Origin of the sequence: Qipengyuania vesicularis (genome assembly GCF_019711415.1) — a bacterium.
Classification (GTDB): domain Bacteria; phylum Pseudomonadota; class Alphaproteobacteria; order Sphingomonadales; family Sphingomonadaceae; genus Qipengyuania; species Qipengyuania vesicularis.
The window spans coordinates 533,091-552,090 of sequence record NZ_JAIGNJ010000003.1 but is presented as its reverse complement, the minus strand read 5'-3'; the positions used below and the strand labels follow the sequence as shown (position 1 = coordinate 552,090).

Sequence of the window (19,000 nt, the reverse complement as noted above, 5' to 3'; positions counted from 1 at the left end):
GGAAGATGAGCCGGAAAGTGCCCGCGGGCGAGGGATTTTCTGCAAGTGTCCCGTTGCGGGCGATTAGCGCAAATGGTCGAGCGGATTGACGGGCGTGCCCCGTCGCCTCAGTTCCAGTGCGATTTCAGGCTCCCGCGATGCGGCGAGGCCTAGGGGAGAACCCGCCTTCACCTCCTGCCCCGTGGACACCGCAATGCTCGCAAGCCCGGTTAGGAGGCTGGTCCAGCCGCCCTCATGTTCGACGATGACGACCCTGCCATATCCTTCATACTCGCCGGCAAAGGCGACCCGTCCTGCGCCAGGCGCGACGACCTGCGCCCCGCGTCGCGGCTGCATCACGATACCCGGGCGCCGTGAACCTGCGGCGGTAGTCTCGCCGAAACCCTGAACGACGCGGCCGGTGACGGGGAGGAGATAGGTGTCGAGGACCGTCGCCTCGGCGCTGCGACGGGTTGCGCGAGGCGCGGGTGCGGCTCCGGGACGGGACGGACGCGCGACGGGACCGTCGAGCGCGGCAAGACGGCTTCTCAGCGCCGCATCTTGCTCGAAACCGCTGACCAGCGCGTCGAGATCGCGCGCTTCCTCGGCCAGCTCGATTGCGCGGACCGCCTCGCGGCTGGCACCGCCTGCTGCCTGCCGCGCGCGGATGCGTTCCTGTTCGGCCAGCGCCAGCATATCGCGGCGGCGGGCCTCCAGTCGCTCTTCGGCCGCACGGCGAGTGGCGACAAACTCGCCTCTCTCCGCTTCGAGTGCCCGAGCCTGGTCGAGCTCACCGCGCAACGATGCAGTACGCTCCCGGACGATCGGGATCGCACTGCCCAGCACTGCCCGCGTGTGCACGATGTCCTTCAGGCTGCCGGGCTGGAGTGCGGCCAGGGCCAGCGGCCGCCGGGCCATCGTCTGGAGCGCCGCGGTCAGTTGCGCGAGTGGTTCGCGACGCCTGGCAAGGCTGCGGGACAGGGCTCGGCGGTCGCGCTCGACGATGGCCAGTTCGGCCTCGGCCGCCGCGACACTTGCCTCGGCCTGCTGCACGCGCGCGGCGAGCGCGGCGGCCTGCCCTTGCGCTTTCGCCGAGGCTTCTTCCGCGCGCTCTGTCTCGGCTTCGAGCTGCTCTGCCCGCAGGCGCGCATTGCGCTGTTGGTCGCGCGCGACCTCCAGCGCTGCACGCGCCTCGCTGCGCTCCTGGGCGCTTGAAGTCCCTTGTGCGGTGAGGGGGCCAATACCCTGAGAATACGCGAAAATCGCGATGATTGCTGCAAGCAGGAGGGGCGCGGCGCGGTTCATGACGTCAGAGCTTCAACGAAGGCGTGATGCCCGATTATCCGCTACGATGGTAGGGGTGACCGGCGATTATCGTCGTCGCGCGGTAGAGCTGTTCTGCCAGCATCGCGCGGGCGAGCAAGTGCGGCCAGGTGGCCTTGCCGAATGCGAGCAGCAGGTCCGCTTCCCGCCGCTCCTCCTCGGAATGGCCGTCCGCCGCGCCAAGTACGAACCTGCATTCTCGCATGCCGTCATCGCGCCAACGCTCGAGCGTCTCTGCCAACCTCTCAGAAGAGATGTCTTTTCCGCGCTCATCAAGCAGCACGGTCTTGAAGGGAGTTTGCGGATCCGGAATGCGCCCACCGGTTTCAGGCAATTCGGTGAATTTCACCGGCCAGGTAAGCCGCTTCTCATAGCGCGCGACGAGTTCCGCTTCCGGACTCCGCGCGATCTTTCCGCGAGCGATGACATGAAGGAGCAAATCGATACCTCACAAATCGCACCCGTTCCTGGTCACGGCAATCAAAGGGTGACTGCCCGCCCGCAGGTGCCCGCAGCGAAGCGGAGGATTAGCATCGAGGACGCTCGCGCGGAGGCGCGAGCGAAACGCGATCAGGCCGTGCCCGCCACCGGCGGTGCGTCACCGAAAGCCCACATGCGCTCCAGGTTGTAGAAGCTGCGCACTTCCGGCCGGAACAGGTGGACGACGATATCGCCCGCATCGAGCAACACCCAGTCGGCTGCCGGCAGCCCTTCGAGCTTCACCGGACCATAGCCGTTCTGCTTGAGCTTTTCCGCGAGTTTTTGCGCGATCGAGGCGACCTGGCGTGTCGAGCGGCCCGAAGCGATCACCATGTAATCGGCAATCGAGCTCTTTCCTTCCAGATCGATGGTCACGACCTCCTGCGCCTGGTCGTCATCGAGCTGCTGGAGCACGAATTCGAGCAGTTCGTCTTTCGCCGGCTTAGCCATGCGAACGACTTCCGCAGTCTTGTTTCCGGCAGCAGCCGGATTGGTATGCGCCTGAGTCATAGGCGTATGCAGTACTCCTGATTGTGGGAACGAAGGTCATGGAACGTTTAACGCGCTTCATGGCGTAAGCGTTTCCTCCCCATGATGGATGAGGCTCGGTATGATCCGATGCGTCACCTGGTCTCGCGGGGAAGAACCGGCGTGGCGCGATGCCCAGTCGGGATCGGCGCGGCGGATGGCCGTGGCCGAACGCGGGTCGGGATCGAAACGCAATGTCACCAGTGCCGGTGCGCTCCATTCGCCCCCATTTCGAAAGCTGGCGAGAGGGACGCGGAAGCGGCCCAGCCAGGCCATCGCGGGGCTTGCGACAGCAGCGCCATCATAGCCGGGCCTTGCGATTACCGCAATCGGCATGCTTCGCGCGATCCCCCGCCAGTCCTTCCACCGGTGGAATTGGGCGAGGTTGTCGGACCCCATCAGCCAGACGAAATCGCGGCGCGGATAGCGTCGCCGGATCGCCGCCAGCGTGTCCACCGTGTAGCGCGTGTCCAGTTCGCGCTCGATTGCGGTCACGCGGATGGGCGCTCGGCGCGCCTGATCGATCGCCGAGGCGACCCGAGCGGCGAGCGGTGCCATTCCCGCCTTTGGCTTGAGCGGATTGCCGGGTGAAACGAGCCACCAGATCTCGTCCAGCCCCAGCGCTTCTCGGGCGAACAGAGAAATTCGGCGGTGGCCGCCATGCGCGGGGTTGAAACTGCCGCCCAGAAGGCCGACGCGACGGGTGGAAAAACTCATGCGAATCTGCGGTTTCCGGCGGTTTTCATTGCCCTCGCCTAGCAGCTTGCAAGCGAAGTGTCAGGCTTTGGGACATGGCGCGAATCGGGGCTTGCGCGTTAAACTTTTGGTAACTTTTGAAAACGTCGGTTCGACAAAAATTTTCCCGCGACGAAACGACTCATCCCGTTCTGCACTCAACTCATGGATTCCAAGAGGGCGCGGATTCGATTTCGTTAAGATTCTCACGTAGCTAACGTTCTCAGGGTCAAAGACCAAGGGACGGGTCGTTTTGGAACATGCAACTGCCATTTCCGGCTGGAGAAGCCGCATAGAAAGCTGGTTTCCGGATCGCGAATTCTTCATGCGATCGGAAGGCCAGGTTCGGTTCATCACCATTTCATCGCGCGTGCAGAAAGCCGCAGCAGCGGTTGCTGTGCTGGTCGTGCTCGTGTGGGCGGCATCGATGGCCGTTGCCGGTTGGGCGCAATATAGCGCGACTGCGGACCGCATGTCGCTGCTGAGCCGCGAAGCCAAGGTCGCAACCTCCGAAGAACGCCTCGCCGCTTATGGCGAGGATCTGGAATCGGTCAGCGATGACCTCGGCCGCCGCATGGAATTCATCGAAGGCGTTGCCGAGCTCCTCCCCGAAGACATGAAGGTCGACACGAAAGTCAGCGATTCGAGCGGTGAAGCTGCCGCGACCGTCGAAAAGGTCAGCGCCGCTTTCCCGCAGGCTGCCGAACTAGCCCGTATCGAGGCCCGCCAGCTGGCCATCGTCGAAGGGCTGACGCGTTATGCCGACTGGCGCTCGCAGCGTGCAGCCGCAGCGCTCAAGAAGCTGCAGCTTAATCCCGAGGCAGTGATCCGGAGCAGCGAGCGTCAGGCTATGGGTGGTCCGCTCGAAGGCCTTGCAACCGACGCCAATGGCAACATCGATCCGCGCTTCGAACGCCTCGGCCTCTCGATGGCGCGTATGGCCGCGCTCGAGCAGGCACTTGAGGGCGTCCCCCAGTTTGCCCCTGCTCGCCGCGAAATGATTTCGAGCGGTTTCGGCTATCGCCGCGACCCATTCAACCGTCGTGCGGCAATGCACAATGGCCTCGACTTCCGCGGCGCCATCGGCACGCCGATCTATGCCGCCGCCAAGGGCCGCGTCACCTATGTCGGCTGGAAGGGCGGATACGGAAAGACCGTCGAGATTACGCATGGCAATGGCCTAATGACCCGCTATGCGCATATGTCGCGCTTCAACGCCAAGGTCGGCGACCATGTAGGTGCCGGCGAAACGATCGGCGCGATCGGCAATACCGGTCGTTCGACCGGTCCGCACCTTCACTTCGAGGTCCGTATCAACGGACGGGCCGTAAACCCACGCACCTTCCTGGAGACAGCCCCCAATGTTCTCGAAGAAATCCGCCGAGCCCCAGAGCTCGCCCACACCGCCCACTAATCCAGGACGTAACGCCCCCATGGCTTCCAAAAGCAATTCGACTTTCTCGGTCCTCGGTTCGGACCTCGCCATCAAGGGCGATATCAAGGCTTCGGCCGACCTTCACATCGACGGCAACGTAGAGGGCGACATCGCCTGCACCAGCCTCGTCCAGGGTGAAACCAGCAAGGTGACCGGCGCGATCGAGGCCGAGAGCGCACGCCTCGCCGGCACGGTCGACGGTTCGATCACCGTTCGTGAACTGGTGATCCTCAAGACCGCCAAGATCACCGGCGACGTCTTCTACGATGCGCTGACCATCGAGCAGGGTGCGCAGGTCGAAGGCCGTTTCGCCCATCGCGAACGCCGTGCCAGCAGTGCTCCGGCCGCTGCCCCCAAGGCGGACGGCAACGGCAAGCCCGAGCTCCAGATCGCGAACTGACCTCTTTCCCAGTCGGAGAGGATGAAGGCCGTTTCCGCATGGCGCGGAGACGGCCTTCTCTATGCGGAAACTTCGCGCGGCCCTCTCAGGCGCCAACCTCGGCGCGCAGGGCCTTGCGATCCAGCTTCCCAATCATTGTCTTGGGCAGGCTTTCGCGCAGCACGACCTGTTCAACCCGCTCGTGCTTGCCGACACGAGCGTTGAGCCAATCCCTCAGCTCATCGGCCGTCGCCTTTGCGCCTTCCTGCAATACGACATAGGCAAAGGGGCATTCCCCGAGATAGTCGTCGGGCTGGCCGATCACGAGCACTTCCTTCACTGCATCGTGTTCGAGCAGGACGTCCTCGACCTGGCTGGGAAAGACCTTGAAGCCGCCGACAGAGATCATGTCCTTGATCCGGTCTACGATCGACAGGAATCCATCCTCATCCATCACGGCGACATCGCCTGTGCGAAGGTAGCGCTTGCCGTCGCGCTCGACGAACGTATCGGCATCGGTGTCGGGCCGGTTCCAATAGCCGCGCATGATCTGCGGGCCATGGACGGCCAGCTCTCCAGGCTCGCCTTCGGGAGCCAGTTTGGTCGGATCTTCCTTGTCGAGGAATGCCACCTCGGTGCCCATCACCAGCTGGCCGATCGTGCCCTTCTTACGCACACCGTCGTAGGGGTTCGCGGACACCACGCCCGAACTCTCGGTGAGGCCATAGCCTTCTACCACGCGCACGCCGGTTTTCTCTTCAAACCGCGTATGGAGCGGTCCGGGCATCGGCGCTCCGCCCGAGATGCAGACCTTGATCGAGGACACGTCGGTCTTTGCCATCTTGGGGTGGTCGAGCAGCGCCTGGTACATGGTCGGGACGCCGGGAAAGCCCGTGGTGCGATACTTCTGGATCGTATCGAGCACCTGCCCGGCCTCGAAGCGCGGGACCATGGCGATGGAGGCACCGGTAACCATCGCGTGGTTGAGCAGCGCGGTATTGGCGAAGACGTGGAAGAAGGGCAACGCGCCCATAAACACTTCCTCCGCCGGCGTGCCGAAGGGATTCATCCCCGCGACCTGCTGCGCATTGATCGATAGCTGCGAATGGCCGAGCATGGCGCCCTTGGGCCTGCCGGTCGTACCGCCGGTATACTGCAGGAGGGCGATATCGCTATGCGCGTCGATGGGCGGGAATTTCGCTGCGGCGGGATCGGACAAGATGCTCGAGAAGGCGCGAACGCGTTTGACGAACGCGACCTTTGCGATCTTTCCGCGGCCGAGCGTTTTCAGGGCCAGCTTCTTGGGCCAGGGCAGCATGTCGGCAAGCGAGCCCACCACCAGCGTTTCGAGCTCCGAATGATCGAGAACTTGTGCCGCCGTGGAATAGAGTTCGGGCACGTCCACCGTGACGAGAAGCCTGGTGCCTGAATCCGCTACCTGCCACGCCAGCTCGTCGACCGTGTACAGCGGGGAGAAGTTGACCACGATGGCCCCCGCCAGCATCGCGCCGTAATAGGCTGAGGCATAGATCGGGACATTGGGGAGGAACAGGCCGACCCGGTCGCCGCGCTCGATCCCATGGGCAATGAGGCCCGCAGCAAAGCGCTGTGCCTCCTCGTGGACGCTACCATAGTCGAAAGTCCGGCCGAGAAAGTGCAAGAACGGTGCCTGCGGATTCTTCGCGGTCGTGGCCGCGAGCATATCGGGCAGGCTGGCCGGCTCGAACTTCGTCTCCCACGGAGTGGGATGATGATAGGCGTAACTATTTACATCCATGTCAGTAGCTTGGCGCAAAACCTCCTAAAGGCAAGTAAAAAGGGCGGAAGAAGCGCAATGCTTCTCCCGCCCTCATGTATAGATGTCGATACGCTCAGGCTTCCGCGTCGCCCTCGCCCGCCTCTTCGGACGCGCGCTTGGCGGTCAGCCATGCTTCGGCCTCGGCTTCCTGCGCGGCTTGGGCGGCGGCCTTCTCGTTAGCTTCGCGTTCTGCGCGCAGTTCCTCGATCAGCTTCTCACGGTCGCTCGCGCCGCTGGGTGCTGCCACGACCTCGCCCTCTTCCGGAGCCGGGAGGTTCTTGGCAGCCTTTGCGACGACGGCATCGAGCTCGCGCTGCGAGCATAGGCCGAGCGTGACCGGATCCTTGGGCTGAATGTTCTGGATGTTCCAGTGGCTGCGCTCGCGGATCGCGGTGATCGTGTTGCGCGTGGTGCCGATCAGCTTGGAGATCTGCGCATCGGAGATTTCCGGATGGTTGCGCAGCAGCCAGGCGATGCCGTCGGGCTTGTCCTGGCGCTTCGAAACCGGCGTATAACGCGGGCCTTTGGTGCGGCTCACGGCAACCGGCGCGCGCTGCATCTTGAGGCTGTACTCGCTGTCGGCTTCGCCGCGTGCGATCTCTTCTTGCGTTAGCTCGCCCGAATGAAGCGGGTCGCGGCCGGTGTATTTGCTGCCCGCGAGATCATCGGCCATGGCCTGCACTTCGAGGATATGGAGACCGCAGAATTCGGCGATCTGCTCGAACGACAGGCCGGTGTTGTCGACCAGCCAGGTGGCGGTCGCATGCGGCATCAGCGGGGTGGGTTGGTCGGCCATGAATTGTGCCTTTTCTCAGAACTCAAAATAGAAGGGCCGCCCCTTTCGGAGCGGCCATTGCACATTCCATGTAGGCGAGAGTGCCGGATTCGGCAAGAACCGAAAGATCAGGCCGGGAGGAGCTCTCCATCGAGCGCGGCCAGCCCAGCCAGGAATTGTTCGGTCGCCGCCTCCCAGCTGAATCCTGCACCATATTCAGCGCAGGCGCGCCGATCACAATACAACGCCGCATCGATGGCCCGGTCGAGGTCTTCGGACAGTGCGCCGACATCGTCGGTCACGATGTCTCTCGGTCCTGCAACCGGGAAGGCGGCGACAGGCGTGCCGCATGCCAGCGCCTCTATCATCACGAGGCCGAAGGTGTCTGTTCGACTGGGAAACACGAATACATCCGCCCCGGCATAGCAGCCTGCCAGTTCGCGCCCGCTCTTGCGGCCAAGGAAATGCGTTTCGGGGTATTTCTGCCTGAGTTTTTCGAGCGACGGGCCGTCGCCTACCACCACCTTACTGCCAGGGTGCTTCGCCTCGAGGAAAGCTTCGATGTTCTTCTCTACCGCGACACGCCCGACGTAAAGCTGGATCGGGCGCGGCAGGGACGCATATTCGGCGGGACGCTGCGCGAGCGGATCGAAGCAGGCGAGGTCGACGCCGCGTGTCCAGTGATGGAGCTTGCCGAGGCCATGTTCGCGCAGTTCCTTGCGAATGCTCTCGGTTGCCACGAGCACGCGGCGCGCGGGCGCGTGGAACCATTCGATATAGCGCCAGAACCACCGCGCCGGCAGGTGCGTACGCCGAGCGATGTATTCAGGGAACTGCGTGTGATAGGCGGTGGTGAAACGCGTATCGGTCCGTGCACAAAATCGCCGCGCCGCCATGCCGAGCGGCCCCTCGGTCGCGATATGGATCGCATCGGGCGCGAAGGCGCGAAGTTTGCGCGAAACCGCGCCGGGCCTTCCGATCGCAAGCCGGATTTCAGGATAGGTCGGACAGGGGACCGAGGCGAACTGGTCGGGCGAGATGACCAGCAGCTCGTGGCCTTGCTTGCGCAGGATATCGCAGGTCGTGGTCAGGGTACGGACCACGCCATTCATCTGCGGCAGCCAGGCGTCGGTGACGATCGCGATGCGCTGCAAGGTTTCGGTCCGGATATGCGGCGCGGGCATGCCGTCTTCGGGCAACTTCACGCAGCTTCCATTTCTTGGCTGGCCACCGTGACGTCGCGACGCGCGATCTCGTCGGGCCAGTGGAGCAGCTCCATCGTGCCATCGAAATGCTCGACCAGAGCGTTGCATCCCTCCACCCAGTCGCCGTCGTTGAAGTATTCTACCTTGCGCCCTTCGTGGGCGAACTCGCGGATCTCGGCGGTGTGGATATGGCCGCAGACCACGCCGTCGACCCCGCGCTCGCCCGCCGCGCGCGCGACAACTTCCTCGTATTTCGAGATGAACTCGACTGCGTTCTTGACCTTGTGCTTGGCGGCCTTCGAAATCGACCAATAGGGCAGGCCGAGCAACTTGCGGACGCTGGCAACCCAGCCGTTGAGCTTCATCATGAGGTGATAGAGTGCGTCTCCGACGAAGGCGAGCCAGCGGTGGGCGAGCATGATGGTGTCGAATTCATCGCCATGGAGAACCATCAATCGACGCCCGTCGGCCGTTTCGTGGAAAGCCGCGCGCTGGATCTCGACCCCGCCGAAGTTTATGCCGCTGAAGGGGCGGACCATTTCGTCGTGATTGCCGGGTATGTAGACGATCCGCGTGCCGCGCCGGGCGCGTTTCAGGACACGCCAGACGATGTCGTTGTGTTCCGGGGGCCAGTAGAACTTTTTCTTCAGCCGCCAGCCATCGATGATATCGCCGACGAGGTACATGGTCTCGCTGTCGGTATGGTCGAGGAAATCGATAAGCAGCTCGGCATTGCAACCCTTTGTGCCGAGATGGATGTCGCTGATCCAGATGGTGCGGAACTGGCGCCGCTCACCAAGCGTGCGCTCTGGGACGGACGGCTGTATTGGCGGAAAGCCCGCCACTTTGGTGAAATCCGAAAGGTCTTTGGGTAGCTGAGTCATCGGCGATCCCCGAAGCTGTGTCGGGGCCGCCATGCCACGCGATTGTTACCGCCGAATCTCGATTGGGTTACGGATCAGCGTCTTTGCTACCGTTTGGCGTCAATCCATCGCCACGTAATTGGGCAAGGATTCCATCCGCTTGAGCCAGCTTCCGATGGCCGGATAGTCGCCCAGGCCAAACCCGCCCTCTTCAGCTACATGGGTATAGGCGTAGAGTGCGATATCGGCGAGCGTCACGCTATCTCCGACGAACCATTCGTGCTTCGCCAGGTGACCATCCATGAGGGACAGCGCATCACAACCGGCAATCCGCTTGGCCATGACCTGCGCCTTTTGCTGCTCCGAGAGTTGAGCCTCACCCACGAAATGCAGCCAGAAACGCAAGGTCGCGACATTGGGCTCGTGATTATACTGTTCGAAGAACATCCAGCGCAGCATGTCGGCCTGGTCGAAGCGATCCTGCGGAATGAGGGCGCTGCCGCTCGCAAGATACCAGCAGGCAGCGTTGCTTTCGGGCAGGAAGCGGGTCGCTTCGCCGTCCCGGATTTCGAGCACCGGGATGCGGCCGTTGGAATTCACCTTGGCGAGAAACTCGGGCGTCCGGGTCTCGCCCGTCATGATGTCGTACTGGCGCGTTGAAAGTGGCAGGCCGAGCAGCGCCGCCGTGAGCTTTATCTTGTAGCAATTGCCGCTTCGTGGATCTTCATGAAGAACAAAGTCAGCCATGTGCGACCTCTAGCACGATCTTGCCGATGTGGTCTCCTGCCTCCATCCGCGCGTGGGCGGCAGACACGTCTGCCAGCGGGAAAATCTTGTCCATGACCGGCGCTATGGTGCGGTCCTCGAACAGCGGCCATGCGTGACTGTAGATTTCGTCCGCCAGCGCCGCCTTGAACTCGTCCGAGCGCGGGCGCAGCGTCGAGCCGGTCATGGTCTGCCGCTTGCTCATGAGCTTGGCCATGTTGATCTGCGCCTGCAGACCGCCAAGCACGGCGATCGTCACGTGTCTTCCATCCACGGCAAGGCAATCGAGGTTGCGCTGGACATAGTCGCCCGACACCATGTCGAGAATGACGTCAGCCCCCTTCCCTCCGGTGAAATCGTTCACTGCTGTGACGAAATCCGTTTCCTTGTAATTGACCGCAAGATCGGCACCCAACTCGCTGGCAGCATGGCATTTTTCCTCTGAGCCGGCGGTCGTAACGACTTTCATTTCGAAAGCCTTGGCGAGCTGGGTCGCCATGGTGCCGATGCCCGAGGTGCCGCCATGCACCAGCAGCGTCTCCCCTTCGCGTGCCCAGCCGCGCTCGAAGACATTGTGCCACACTGTAAACAGGGTCTCCGGGATCGCCGCGGCCTCGGCCATATCCATGTGTTCGGGCACTTTCAGGCAGTGTGCCGCGTGGGCGAGGCAATACTCGGAATAGCCGCCGCCGCTCACCAGCGCGCAGACGCGGCGATTGAGCATCTCTGGAGCCACCCCCTCGCCCACAGCCACGATCTTGCCCGACACCTCGAGCCCGGGGATCGGCGAGGCACCCGGAGGCGGCGGATAGAAGCCCTGGCGCTGGATGACGTCGGGGCGGTTCACCCCCGCATGGCTGACTGCGATCAGGACCTGGTTCTTGCCGGTTTCGGGAAGAGGCAGCGTCTCGGGGCGAAAGACATCGGGCCCGCCGGGATTGTCGTAACCCATCGCGGTCATGGTTTCGGGTAAGCCGGTCGCCAAAAGATGCCCCCTGGAATGCGTGCCTGATGCGAATTCGCCGATGAAACGGTGCATTACCGCGCAGCCGTGTTGACAGCAACCGGCGGCAGGCGGATTGTGCCAGCATCATGGAAGACGAGGATCGTCCGCGCCCGAAAGGCGATGCCGCGAGCAAGCTCGCTGCCGAAGATCTCGGCCCCTATTCCCAGGAAGAGCTGCAGGAAAGGATCGCCCTTCTCGAAAGGGAGATTGCGCGCGTGGAATCGCACCGCCTCAAGGCCGCCGCTCACCGCGACGCCGCCGAAGCCCTGTTCGGGCGAAAGGACTGAGCGGCATGCGGGGGCTTACAACACGCCGGCCGCACCCCATATCTTCGGAACATACAGCTTTGGCTAACCTTCTTGGAGTAGCCTGTGTTTACCTCGCCCGTTTGCGAGTCCTTCGGAAAGCAGAGACCTGATGCCCAGTTTTGCCGCCAACCTTGAAAAGACACTCCATGCCGCGCTCACCGATGCGGGCGAGCGGCGTCACGAATACGCCACGCTCGAGCATCTCCTGCTCGCGCTGATCGGCGACGAGGATGCGGCGCAGGTGATGTCCGCTTGCGGCGTCGATACCGACGAGCTCGCCGCGGTGGTAAAGCAGTACCTCGAACAGGAATACCAGTCGCTCAAGAACGACGAGGGCGCCGATCCGCAGCCGACCGCCGGGTTCCAGCGGGTGATCCAGCGCGCGATCCTGCATGTGCAATCTTCGGGCAAGGACACGGTTACCGGCGCCAATGTGCTGGTGGCCCTGTTCTCCGAACGCGACAGCTACGCGGTCTATTTCCTCCAGCAGCAGGACATGAGCCGCCTCGATGCGGTGAGCTTCATCAGCCACGGTATCGGCAAGGGCGGAAAGCAGGTCGAAGGCAAGACCCCTCAAGGCGCCGAGGAAGCACAGTCGAGCGGTGAGCCGGGCGCCGAAGGCAAGGCGGGCGACAAGAAGGAAACCGCGCTCGACCAGTTCACGGTCAACCTCAACCAGAAGGCCGAGGACGGCAGGATCGACCCGCTGATCGGCCGCGGTCCCGAAGTTGATCGCACGGTGCAGATCCTTTGCCGCCGGTCGAAGAACAACCCGCTCTATGTGGGCGACCCGGGCGTGGGCAAGACGGCGATTGCCGAGGGTCTTGCGCGCAAGATCGTCGAAGGCGATGTGCCCGAGGTCCTCGAGGAAGCGGTCATCTACTCGCTCGACATGGGCGCATTGCTGGCCGGCACGCGCTATCGCGGCGATTTCGAGGAGCGGCTGAAGCAGGTCGTGAACGAGCTCGAAGGCATGCCCGAGGCGATCCTCTTTATCGACGAGATCCACACGGTGATCGGAGCCGGTGCAACCAGCGGCGGGGCGATGGATGCCTCGAACCTGCTGAAGCCGGCCCTGTCGAGTGGCACGATTCGTTGCATCGGATCAACGACTTACAAGGAGTTCCGCAACCACTTCGAGAAGGACCGCGCGCTGCTGCGCCGGTTCCAGAAGATTGACGTCAACGAACCGACGGTCGAGGACACGATTGCCATCCTCAAGGGGCTGCGCAGCGCTTTCGAGGAACATCACAAGGTCAAGTACACGCCCGACGCGATCAAGACCGCGGTGGAGCTATCGGCGCGTTACATCAACGACCGCAAGCTGCCCGACAAGGCGATCGACGTGATCGACGAGGTTGGCGCGATGCAGATGCTGGTTCCGCCCAGCCGCCGCAAGAAAAAGATCACGGCGCGTGAGATCGAAGCCGTGATTGCGACCATGGCGCGCATCCCGCCCAAATCTGTCAGTTCGGACGACAAGAAGGCGCTCGAGAACCTCGAACGCGATCTCAAGCATGTCGTGTTCGGCCAGGACGCTGCCGTGGAGAAGCTTTCGACCGCGATGAAGCTCAGCCGCGCGGGCCTGCGCGATCCGGACAAGCCTATCGGCTCGTTCCTCTTCTCGGGCCCCACCGGCGTCGGCAAGACCGAAGTCGCGCGCCAGCTGGCCTCGATCATGGGGATCGAACTCAAACGTTTCGACATGTCCGAGTACATGGAACGCCACAGCGTCTCCCGCTTGATCGGTGCACCTCCGGGCTATGTTGGTTACGACCAAGGCGGGCTTTTAACCGATGCGGTTGATCAGAACCCGCACTGCGTCCTCCTGCTCGACGAGATCGAGAAGGCGCACCCCGACCTGTTCAACATCCTGCTGCAGGTGATGGATAACGGCCGCCTGACCGACCATCACGGCAAGACCGTCGACTTCCGCAATGTGGTGCTCATCATGACCACCAATGCGGGCGCATCCGATATGGCCAAGCAGGGCATCGGTTTCGGCGACGTTTCGAAGGAAGATGCGAGCGAAGAGGCCGTGAAACGCATGTTCACGCCGGAATTCCGCAACCGTCTCGATGCGATCGTGCCCTTCGCCTATCTCGGCAAGAGCACCGTTGCCCGCGTGGTCGACAAGTTCATCCTCCAGCTCGAGCTGCAGCTGGCCGAACAGAATGTCGACATCCAGTTCGACAAGGAAAGCCGCGCCTGGCTCGCCGACAAGGGCTATGACAAGCTCTATGGTGCCCGTCCGATGGGCCGCCTGATCCAGGAGAAGATCAAGCAACCGCTGGCCGAGGAACTGCTGTTCGGCAAGCTGGCCGACGGCGGCGAGGTCTCGGTGACGATGAAGGATGGCAAGCCCTCCTTTGAACTCACCCCAGCCCCACCCAAGGCCAAGCCCGCACCGAAGAAGAAGCCGGCCGCCAAGAAGAAGGCCTCCCCAAAGAAGAAGCCGGATGCCGGCGCCAGCGAAACGAAGGGTGGCAAGGACGAAGGCTAAGACCTTCTTTCACAAGTGCATGATGGGGCGCGGTCCGGGAACGGTTCGCGCCCCTCTTGCTTGAATCGGCGATGGCCGCGCCCTTTTCCTGGATCAAGCCCGAACCGCACGGAATCTATGTCGAGCCCGCCGATTGCTGGATCGACCCCTCGCGCCCTGTCGATAAGGCTCTGGTGACGCATGGTCATGCCGACCACGCGCGCGGCGGGCATGGAGAGACTATCGCCACGCCCGAGACGCTTGCGATCATGGATCTTCGCTACAACACGCGCGAGGGCGCGGTCCCTGTCGAATATGGCGAAACGATCCGACTGAAGGGCGGTGTCGATGCGACCTATGTGCCTGCCGGCCACGTGCTCGGCAGCGCGCAGATCCTGCTCGAACACGCGGGCGAGCGCGTGGTCGTCACCGGCGATTACAAACGCCGCGAGGACCCGACCTGCCCGCCTTTCGAGGTGGTCCCTTGTGATATCTTCATCACCGAGGCGACCTTTGGGCTCCCCGTATTCTGCCATCCACCGATCGAGGAGGAGATGGCCAAACTGCTGGACCGCCTCGCAGCCCACCCCGATCGATGCGTGCTGGTCGGTGCTTATGCACTGGGCAAGGCGCAACGGGTGATCGCCGAGTTGCGCCGCGCGGGGCACCACCAGCCGATCTACCTCCACGGCGCCATGGAGAAGATGTGCCGCCTCTACGAGGAGCATGGTGTGGACCTCGGCGAATTGCGGCTCGTGGCAGACCATTCGAAAGACGATATGCGCGGCCACATCGTGGTCTGCCCGCCCTCCGCGCTCAATGACCGGTGGAGCCGCCGCCTGCCCGATCCGATCACTGCCATGGCCAGCGGTTGGATGCGCATCCGTCAGCGCGCACGCCAGCGCAATGTCGAACTACCACTGGTGATCTCCGACCATGCCGACTGGGGCGAACTGACGCGTACGATCCGGGAGGTCGACGCGCATGAGAACTGGATTACCCACGGCCGCGAGGATGCGCTGCTGCGCTGGTGCCAGCTCCACCAGCGGCGTGCGCGTGCGCTCGCCCTCGTCGGCTATGATGACGAGGACGATTGAGGCGTGGAGGAATTCGCCGCCCTGATCGACGCGCTGGTCTATACGCGCAGCCGCAACGAGAAGCTGCGGCTGATCGCGGAGTATCTCCGCGCGACGCCCGATCCCGACCGTGGGTGGGCACTGGCGGCCCTGTCGGACGGGCTCGATTTCCCGGCGGTGAAAAGCTCAACCATCCGCATTCTGCTGAAGGACCGGGTGGATCCGGTGCTATGGACGCTCAGCCGCGATTTCGTGGGCGATACAGCCGAGACGGCAAGCCTGTTGTGGCCCACACCGGATACGCCGCCTGCTCCACCATCGGTCAGCGAGACGGTGGAATTGCTGTCCGCCATGAACCGGAAGACTGTGCTGGAAGAGCTCCCGAAGCTCCTGGACAGGCTCGATTCTTCGGGGCGCTACGCCTTGTTGAAGCTCGCCACCGGGGGCATGCGGATCGGTGTCTCCTCTCGCCTCGCCAAGACCGCATTTGCTCAGGCATTCGATGTTCGGGTCGATCAGGTGGAGGAATATTGGCACGGCCTCGCACCGCCCTATGCCGAACTGTTCGCCTGGGCCGCCGAAGGGGCCGACCCACCCGATATCGACAACCTGCCGACATTCCGTCCCTTCATGCTCGCTCACCCGCTCGAAGAGACAGTGGTCGACCTCAAAGACTACGCCGCCGAGTGGAAATGGGACGGCATCCGCGTGCAGTTAGTGCGGGCCGGCCAAGGACAGAACGCCGAGACACGCCTCTTTTCGCGCTCGGGCGACGATATCTCGGCGACATTTCCCGAGTTGCTTGAGGTCTTGCCCATGAATGCAGTGCTCGATGGCGAATTGCTCGTGCGCGGCAGTACGCAGGGCGGCGAGGCGGGCGGTGCGGCGAGTTTCAACGCACTCCAGCAGCGGCTCGGTCGCAAGACCGTCTCCAAAAAGATGCTTGCCGAATATCCGGCATTCGTCCGGCTGTACGATGCCCTGCTGCTAGAAGGCGAAGACTTGCGTGAATTGCCCTGGACGGAGCGACGCGGGCGACTTGAAGCGCTGGCGCCCCGCCTCCCGGCTTCTCACTTCGATATCAGCTCCATCGTCGAAGCCGCTGATTTCGAACACCTTGCCGAAATTCGCGAGGGGAGTCGCGAGGACGCTATCGAAGGGCTGATGCTCAAGCGCAAGGATAGCCCCTATATCGCCGGGCGGCGCGTGGGATATTGGTACAAGTGGAAGCGCGATCCGCTGCTGGTCGACTGCGTGCTGATGTATGCCCAACGCGGAAGCGGCAAGCGCTCTAGCTTCTTTTCCGATTACACTTTCGGCTGCTGGGACGGCGATCCGGACAAAGGCGCGGACCTGCTGCCGGTCGGCAAGGCCTATTCGGGCTTTACCGACGAGGAACTGAAGAAGATCGACCGGCACGTGCGCCAGAACACCATCAACCGCTTCGGTCCCGTGCGCGAAACCGAGAAGACACTAGTTTTCGAGGTTGCCTTCGACAGTGTGCATGAAAGCAAGCGGCACAAGTCCGGCCTCGCTATGCGCTTCCCGCGTATCCATCGTATCCGCTGGGACAAGCCGCCGCATGAAGCAGACCGGATCGAGTCGCTGCGCGCGCTAATTGCGGATTGACGGCACTCCATCGCCCGCTACGTCTCTCGCACAAGGAGAGATTGATGACTCACAAGGACCTGATCGTAAACGCACACCGCAACATGCTGCGCACGCTGGACGGATTGCTGTCGAAGGCGGCGGCCCACGAAAAAGGCGATGCGCTGCTTGGTGCGAAGCTGGCAGACGATATGCTCCCGCTTTCCACGCAGGTCCGCTTTCTGTGCAATATGCCGGGTGAGGCCATGGCCCGCCTGATCGGTCTCAACTTCACCTCGGTGGAGGAGGATCCTGCCACCATCGCCGATGCCCGCGCCATGATCGAAGGGCGACTGGCCGATATCGAGCAATGGTCAGCGCAGGAATTCATTGCGGAGGATAAGGCAATCGAGCTCGTCATACCCAATGGCATGGCCTTCGACCTGACAGCGGGCGAGTACGTTCGCGACTGGGCCGTGCCCCAGTTCTACTTCCACGCGACTACGGCCTACGCGATCCTGCGCAGCGAGGGTCTCGATATCGGCAAGGCCGATTTCGTCGGCTACATGTTCCGCTACCTGCGCCAGCCAGCCACCGGCTAGGTTGAGCTAGCTGCCGAGCGCCGCGGCGACCGCCTCCGCATGATGCTTGGCATTCTCGGCATAATGCGCCGTTCCGATGCGCATGCCGGCCACGGCTGCATCGTCGAGATCGCGCATCTTGCGCGCCGGCCGACCACCCCAAAGCTCGCGCGCGCCCATCACCTTGCCCTCGGTCAGCATCGCGCCCGCTGCCAGCATGGCGTCAGAGCCGATCACCGCCTTGTTCATGGCAATCGCGCCGAGGCCGACGAAGCCGCGATCCTCGATGGTGCACCCGTGGACCATCGCCATATGGCCGATCAATACGTCATCGCCGATGATGAGCGGGCTGCCGTCGGGATCGCCGGGGCGTTCCGGATCGCAGTGAAGCACGCTGCCGTCCTGGACATTGGTCCGCTCGCCGATCACGATCCGGCTGACGTCGGCGCGCAGCACGCAATTGTACCAGATCGAGCTTCCCGCCCCGATGGTGACGTCACCGATAATCGTGCAGCCCGGTGCGATGAAGGCACTCTCATGGATTCGCGGCGTCTTGCCGTGGATCGGGACAATGTTGACGCCGGGCCTGGTCACTTGCTGCTCTCCCATTGCTGTTTCGTGAGCGAATACTGGATTACTACGCGATCCTCGGGAGGAAACTCTTCCGCCACGAAGTCGAGGTCCGGGCGCCGAACCATGCCGAGCTTCTCCATGAGCTTCCGGCTGCCGATATTGGCCTCGCTGGTGAGCGCCACAACGTATGGGGCATCGACGCGGCCGAATGCCCAGTCGAGCACGGCACGCATCGCCTCTTCCGCCAGGCCTTGGCGCCAGCGGTCTTCGCGTATCAGCCAGCCAACCTCGTGATCGCCCTGGTTGGGCGCCATTTCGTGGTCAACCTCCTTGATGCCTGCATGGCCGACCATCTCGCCCGTTCGCTTGTCGACCAGGAACAGGAAGCAGAACCCGCGTCTTGCGTAGAGCTGCATGCCCTTCGCATGCTTCGCTTCGATCTCGTGCAGTTCCTTGGGCCCGCCAAGCCGCGCCATGACTGTCGGCGTGTTGAGCACGCGCATCTGCTCGGCCGCATCGCCCTCCTCGATCGTGCGCAGGATAAGCCGGTCAGTCTCTGCGATGATATCAGCCATGGATTTGCTTCCACGCTTCGCGCGCAATCGAGTAGACGATGATCAGGTCTGCTCCGAAATCGCTGCTGGCGATGTCGAGATCGGCGCGCCGCTCCATTCCCAGCCGCTTCATCAGCCCCCAGCTCGCGGCATTGGGCTCCACGGTTAGCGCGATGACCTGCTCCGCCCCGAACCGGTCGAAGGCGAGATCGAGCGACGCCATTGCGGCCTCTTTCGCATAGCCCTTGCCCCAGGCATCTTCGCGCAGCCGCCAGCCGACTTCCATTTCACCGACCGGTCCACCAGCCTGGTTGCAGCGCTTGAGGCCGCAAAATCCAAGGATGGCTCCATCTTCCTTGCGCTCGACTGCCCAGAAAGTGTGGCCATGATCGCGTTGATAGGACAGCAATCTTTCCTGTGCCGCCAAGCGCTTGGCTTCATCGCAGACGCCGCCAAGCCATTCCATGACGGCAGGCGTATTGGTGCCCTCCCAGAACAGCGCCCAGTCTTCCTCTCGCCAGTCACGCAGGACCAGGCGTTCGGTTTCGTGGCGGAAGTCAGCCGCCAT

At 63.0% G+C, this 19,000-nt stretch carries 20 protein-coding genes; 7 read left to right on the top strand and 13 right to left on the bottom strand.

What is annotated here, in order from left to right:
• Nucleotides 1–63: 63 nt before the first annotated feature.
• From K3146_RS11560 to K3146_RS11545, 4 genes are all read right to left on the bottom strand, one after another.
• The gene (locus K3146_RS11560; protein ID WP_221546427.1) at nt 64–1,284 is read right to left on the bottom strand and encodes a murein hydrolase activator EnvC family protein; all 1,221 of its coding nucleotides are present in this window, start codon (nt 1,282–1,284) and stop codon (nt 64–66) included.
• A gap of 34 nt (nt 1,285–1,318) precedes the next feature.
• The gene (locus tag K3146_RS11555) at nt 1,319–1,741 is read right to left on the bottom strand and encodes a 23S rRNA (pseudouridine(1915)-N(3))-methyltransferase RlmH (RefSeq protein WP_221546426.1); all 423 of its coding nucleotides are present in this window, start codon (nt 1,739–1,741) and stop codon (nt 1,319–1,321) included.
• Nucleotides 1,742–1,872: 131 nt separating this feature from the next.
• Nucleotides 1,873–2,232: a ribosome silencing factor gene (rsfS, locus tag K3146_RS11550; protein ID WP_221546528.1), complete on the bottom strand. Its 360-nt coding sequence runs from the start codon at nt 2,230–2,232 to the stop codon at nt 1,873–1,875.
• 117 nt (nt 2,233–2,349) lie between these two features.
• Nucleotides 2,350–3,027, bottom strand: coding sequence for a nicotinate-nucleotide adenylyltransferase (locus K3146_RS11545; protein WP_221546425.1), 678 nt, complete (start codon nt 3,025–3,027; stop codon nt 2,350–2,352).
• A 343-nt stretch (nt 3,028–3,370) separates the two neighbouring features.
• Between K3146_RS11545 and K3146_RS11540 the strand changes: the two genes are divergently transcribed.
• Together K3146_RS11540 and K3146_RS11535 are read left to right on the top strand one after the other, a co-directional pair.
• A complete protein-coding gene (locus tag K3146_RS11540) occupies nt 3,371–4,459 on the top strand; it encodes a M23 family metallopeptidase (RefSeq protein WP_221546424.1) in 1,089 nt (362 codons plus the stop codon).
• 19 nt (nt 4,460–4,478) lie between these two features.
• Nucleotides 4,479–4,880, top strand: a complete 402-nt coding sequence (locus K3146_RS11535; protein ID WP_221546423.1) for a bactofilin family protein — start codon at nt 4,479–4,481, stop codon at nt 4,878–4,880.
• A gap of 85 nt (nt 4,881–4,965) precedes the next feature.
• Here the strand turns inward: K3146_RS11535 and K3146_RS11530 are convergent, their stop codons facing one another.
• From K3146_RS11530 to K3146_RS11505, 6 genes are all read right to left on the bottom strand, one after another.
• Nucleotides 4,966–6,636, bottom strand: a complete 1,671-nt coding sequence (locus K3146_RS11530; RefSeq protein WP_221546422.1) for a long-chain-fatty-acid--CoA ligase — start codon at nt 6,634–6,636, stop codon at nt 4,966–4,968.
• 94 nt (nt 6,637–6,730) lie between these two features.
• A complete protein-coding gene (locus K3146_RS11525) occupies nt 6,731–7,453 on the bottom strand; it encodes a DUF1013 domain-containing protein (protein WP_221546421.1) in 723 nt (240 codons plus the stop codon).
• A 107-nt stretch (nt 7,454–7,560) separates the two neighbouring features.
• Nucleotides 7,561–8,616: a glycosyltransferase family 4 protein gene (locus K3146_RS11520; RefSeq protein WP_221546527.1), complete on the bottom strand. Its 1,056-nt coding sequence runs from the start codon at nt 8,614–8,616 to the stop codon at nt 7,561–7,563.
• 17 nt (nt 8,617–8,633) lie between these two features.
• Nucleotides 8,634–9,521, bottom strand: coding sequence for a UDP-2,3-diacylglucosamine diphosphatase (locus K3146_RS11515; RefSeq protein WP_221546420.1), 888 nt, complete (start codon nt 9,519–9,521; stop codon nt 8,634–8,636).
• 99 nt (nt 9,522–9,620) lie between these two features.
• Nucleotides 9,621–10,247 carry a glutathione S-transferase family protein gene (locus tag K3146_RS11510; protein ID WP_221546419.1) on the bottom strand — a complete coding sequence of 209 codons (627 nt, stop codon included), beginning with the start codon at nt 10,245–10,247 and terminating at the stop codon, nt 9,621–9,623.
• On the bottom strand, nt 10,240–11,217 hold the full coding sequence (locus K3146_RS11505; protein ID WP_221546526.1) for an NAD(P)H-quinone oxidoreductase: 978 nt from the start codon (nt 11,215–11,217) through the stop codon (nt 10,240–10,242). Before K3146_RS11505 ends, K3146_RS11510 begins: the two co-directional genes overlap by 8 nt.
• 140 nt (nt 11,218–11,357) lie before the next feature.
• Between K3146_RS11505 and K3146_RS11500 the strand changes: the two genes are divergently transcribed.
• The 5 genes from K3146_RS11500 (at nt 11,358) to K3146_RS11480 (ending at nt 17,326) form a co-directional block, all read left to right on the top strand.
• Nucleotides 11,358–11,558: a DUF1192 domain-containing protein gene (locus K3146_RS11500; protein WP_221546418.1), complete on the top strand. Its 201-nt coding sequence runs from the start codon at nt 11,358–11,360 to the stop codon at nt 11,556–11,558.
• Nucleotides 11,559–11,688: 130 nt separating this feature from the next.
• Complete coding sequence (gene clpA / locus K3146_RS11495) at nt 11,689–14,082, top strand: ATP-dependent Clp protease ATP-binding subunit ClpA (RefSeq protein WP_221546417.1); 2,394 nt, start codon at nt 11,689–11,691, stop codon at nt 14,080–14,082.
• A 71-nt stretch (nt 14,083–14,153) separates the two neighbouring features.
• On the top strand, nt 14,154–15,158 hold the full coding sequence (locus K3146_RS11490) for a ligase-associated DNA damage response exonuclease (protein WP_221546416.1): 1,005 nt from the start codon (nt 14,154–14,156) through the stop codon (nt 15,156–15,158).
• Nucleotides 15,159–15,161: 3 nt separating this feature from the next.
• Entirely contained in the window at nt 15,162–16,766 is a 1,605-nt protein-coding gene (locus tag K3146_RS11485) for a cisplatin damage response ATP-dependent DNA ligase (protein ID WP_221546415.1), read from the top strand.
• Nucleotides 16,767–16,810: 44 nt separating this feature from the next.
• Nucleotides 16,811–17,326: a DUF1993 domain-containing protein gene (locus tag K3146_RS11480; protein ID WP_221546414.1), complete on the top strand. Its 516-nt coding sequence runs from the start codon at nt 16,811–16,813 to the stop codon at nt 17,324–17,326.
• A 6-nt stretch (nt 17,327–17,332) separates the two neighbouring features.
• Here K3146_RS11480 and K3146_RS11475 read toward each other — a convergent pair whose 3' ends face one another.
• Genes K3146_RS11475 through K3146_RS11465 form a run of 3 tightly spaced genes read right to left on the bottom strand, consistent with a single transcriptional unit; the run spans nt 17,333 to nt 19,000 of the window.
• Entirely contained in the window at nt 17,333–17,914 is a 582-nt protein-coding gene (locus tag K3146_RS11475) for a gamma carbonic anhydrase family protein (RefSeq protein WP_221546413.1), read from the bottom strand.
• Nucleotides 17,896–18,453: a GNAT family N-acetyltransferase gene (locus K3146_RS11470; protein ID WP_221546412.1), complete on the bottom strand. Its 558-nt coding sequence runs from the start codon at nt 18,451–18,453 to the stop codon at nt 17,896–17,898. The genes K3146_RS11475 and K3146_RS11470 overlap by 19 nt, the downstream gene beginning before the upstream one ends.
• On the bottom strand, nt 18,446–19,000 hold the full coding sequence (locus K3146_RS11465) for a GNAT family N-acetyltransferase (RefSeq protein ID WP_221546411.1): 555 nt from the start codon (nt 18,998–19,000) through the stop codon (nt 18,446–18,448). Before K3146_RS11465 ends, K3146_RS11470 begins: the two co-directional genes overlap by 8 nt.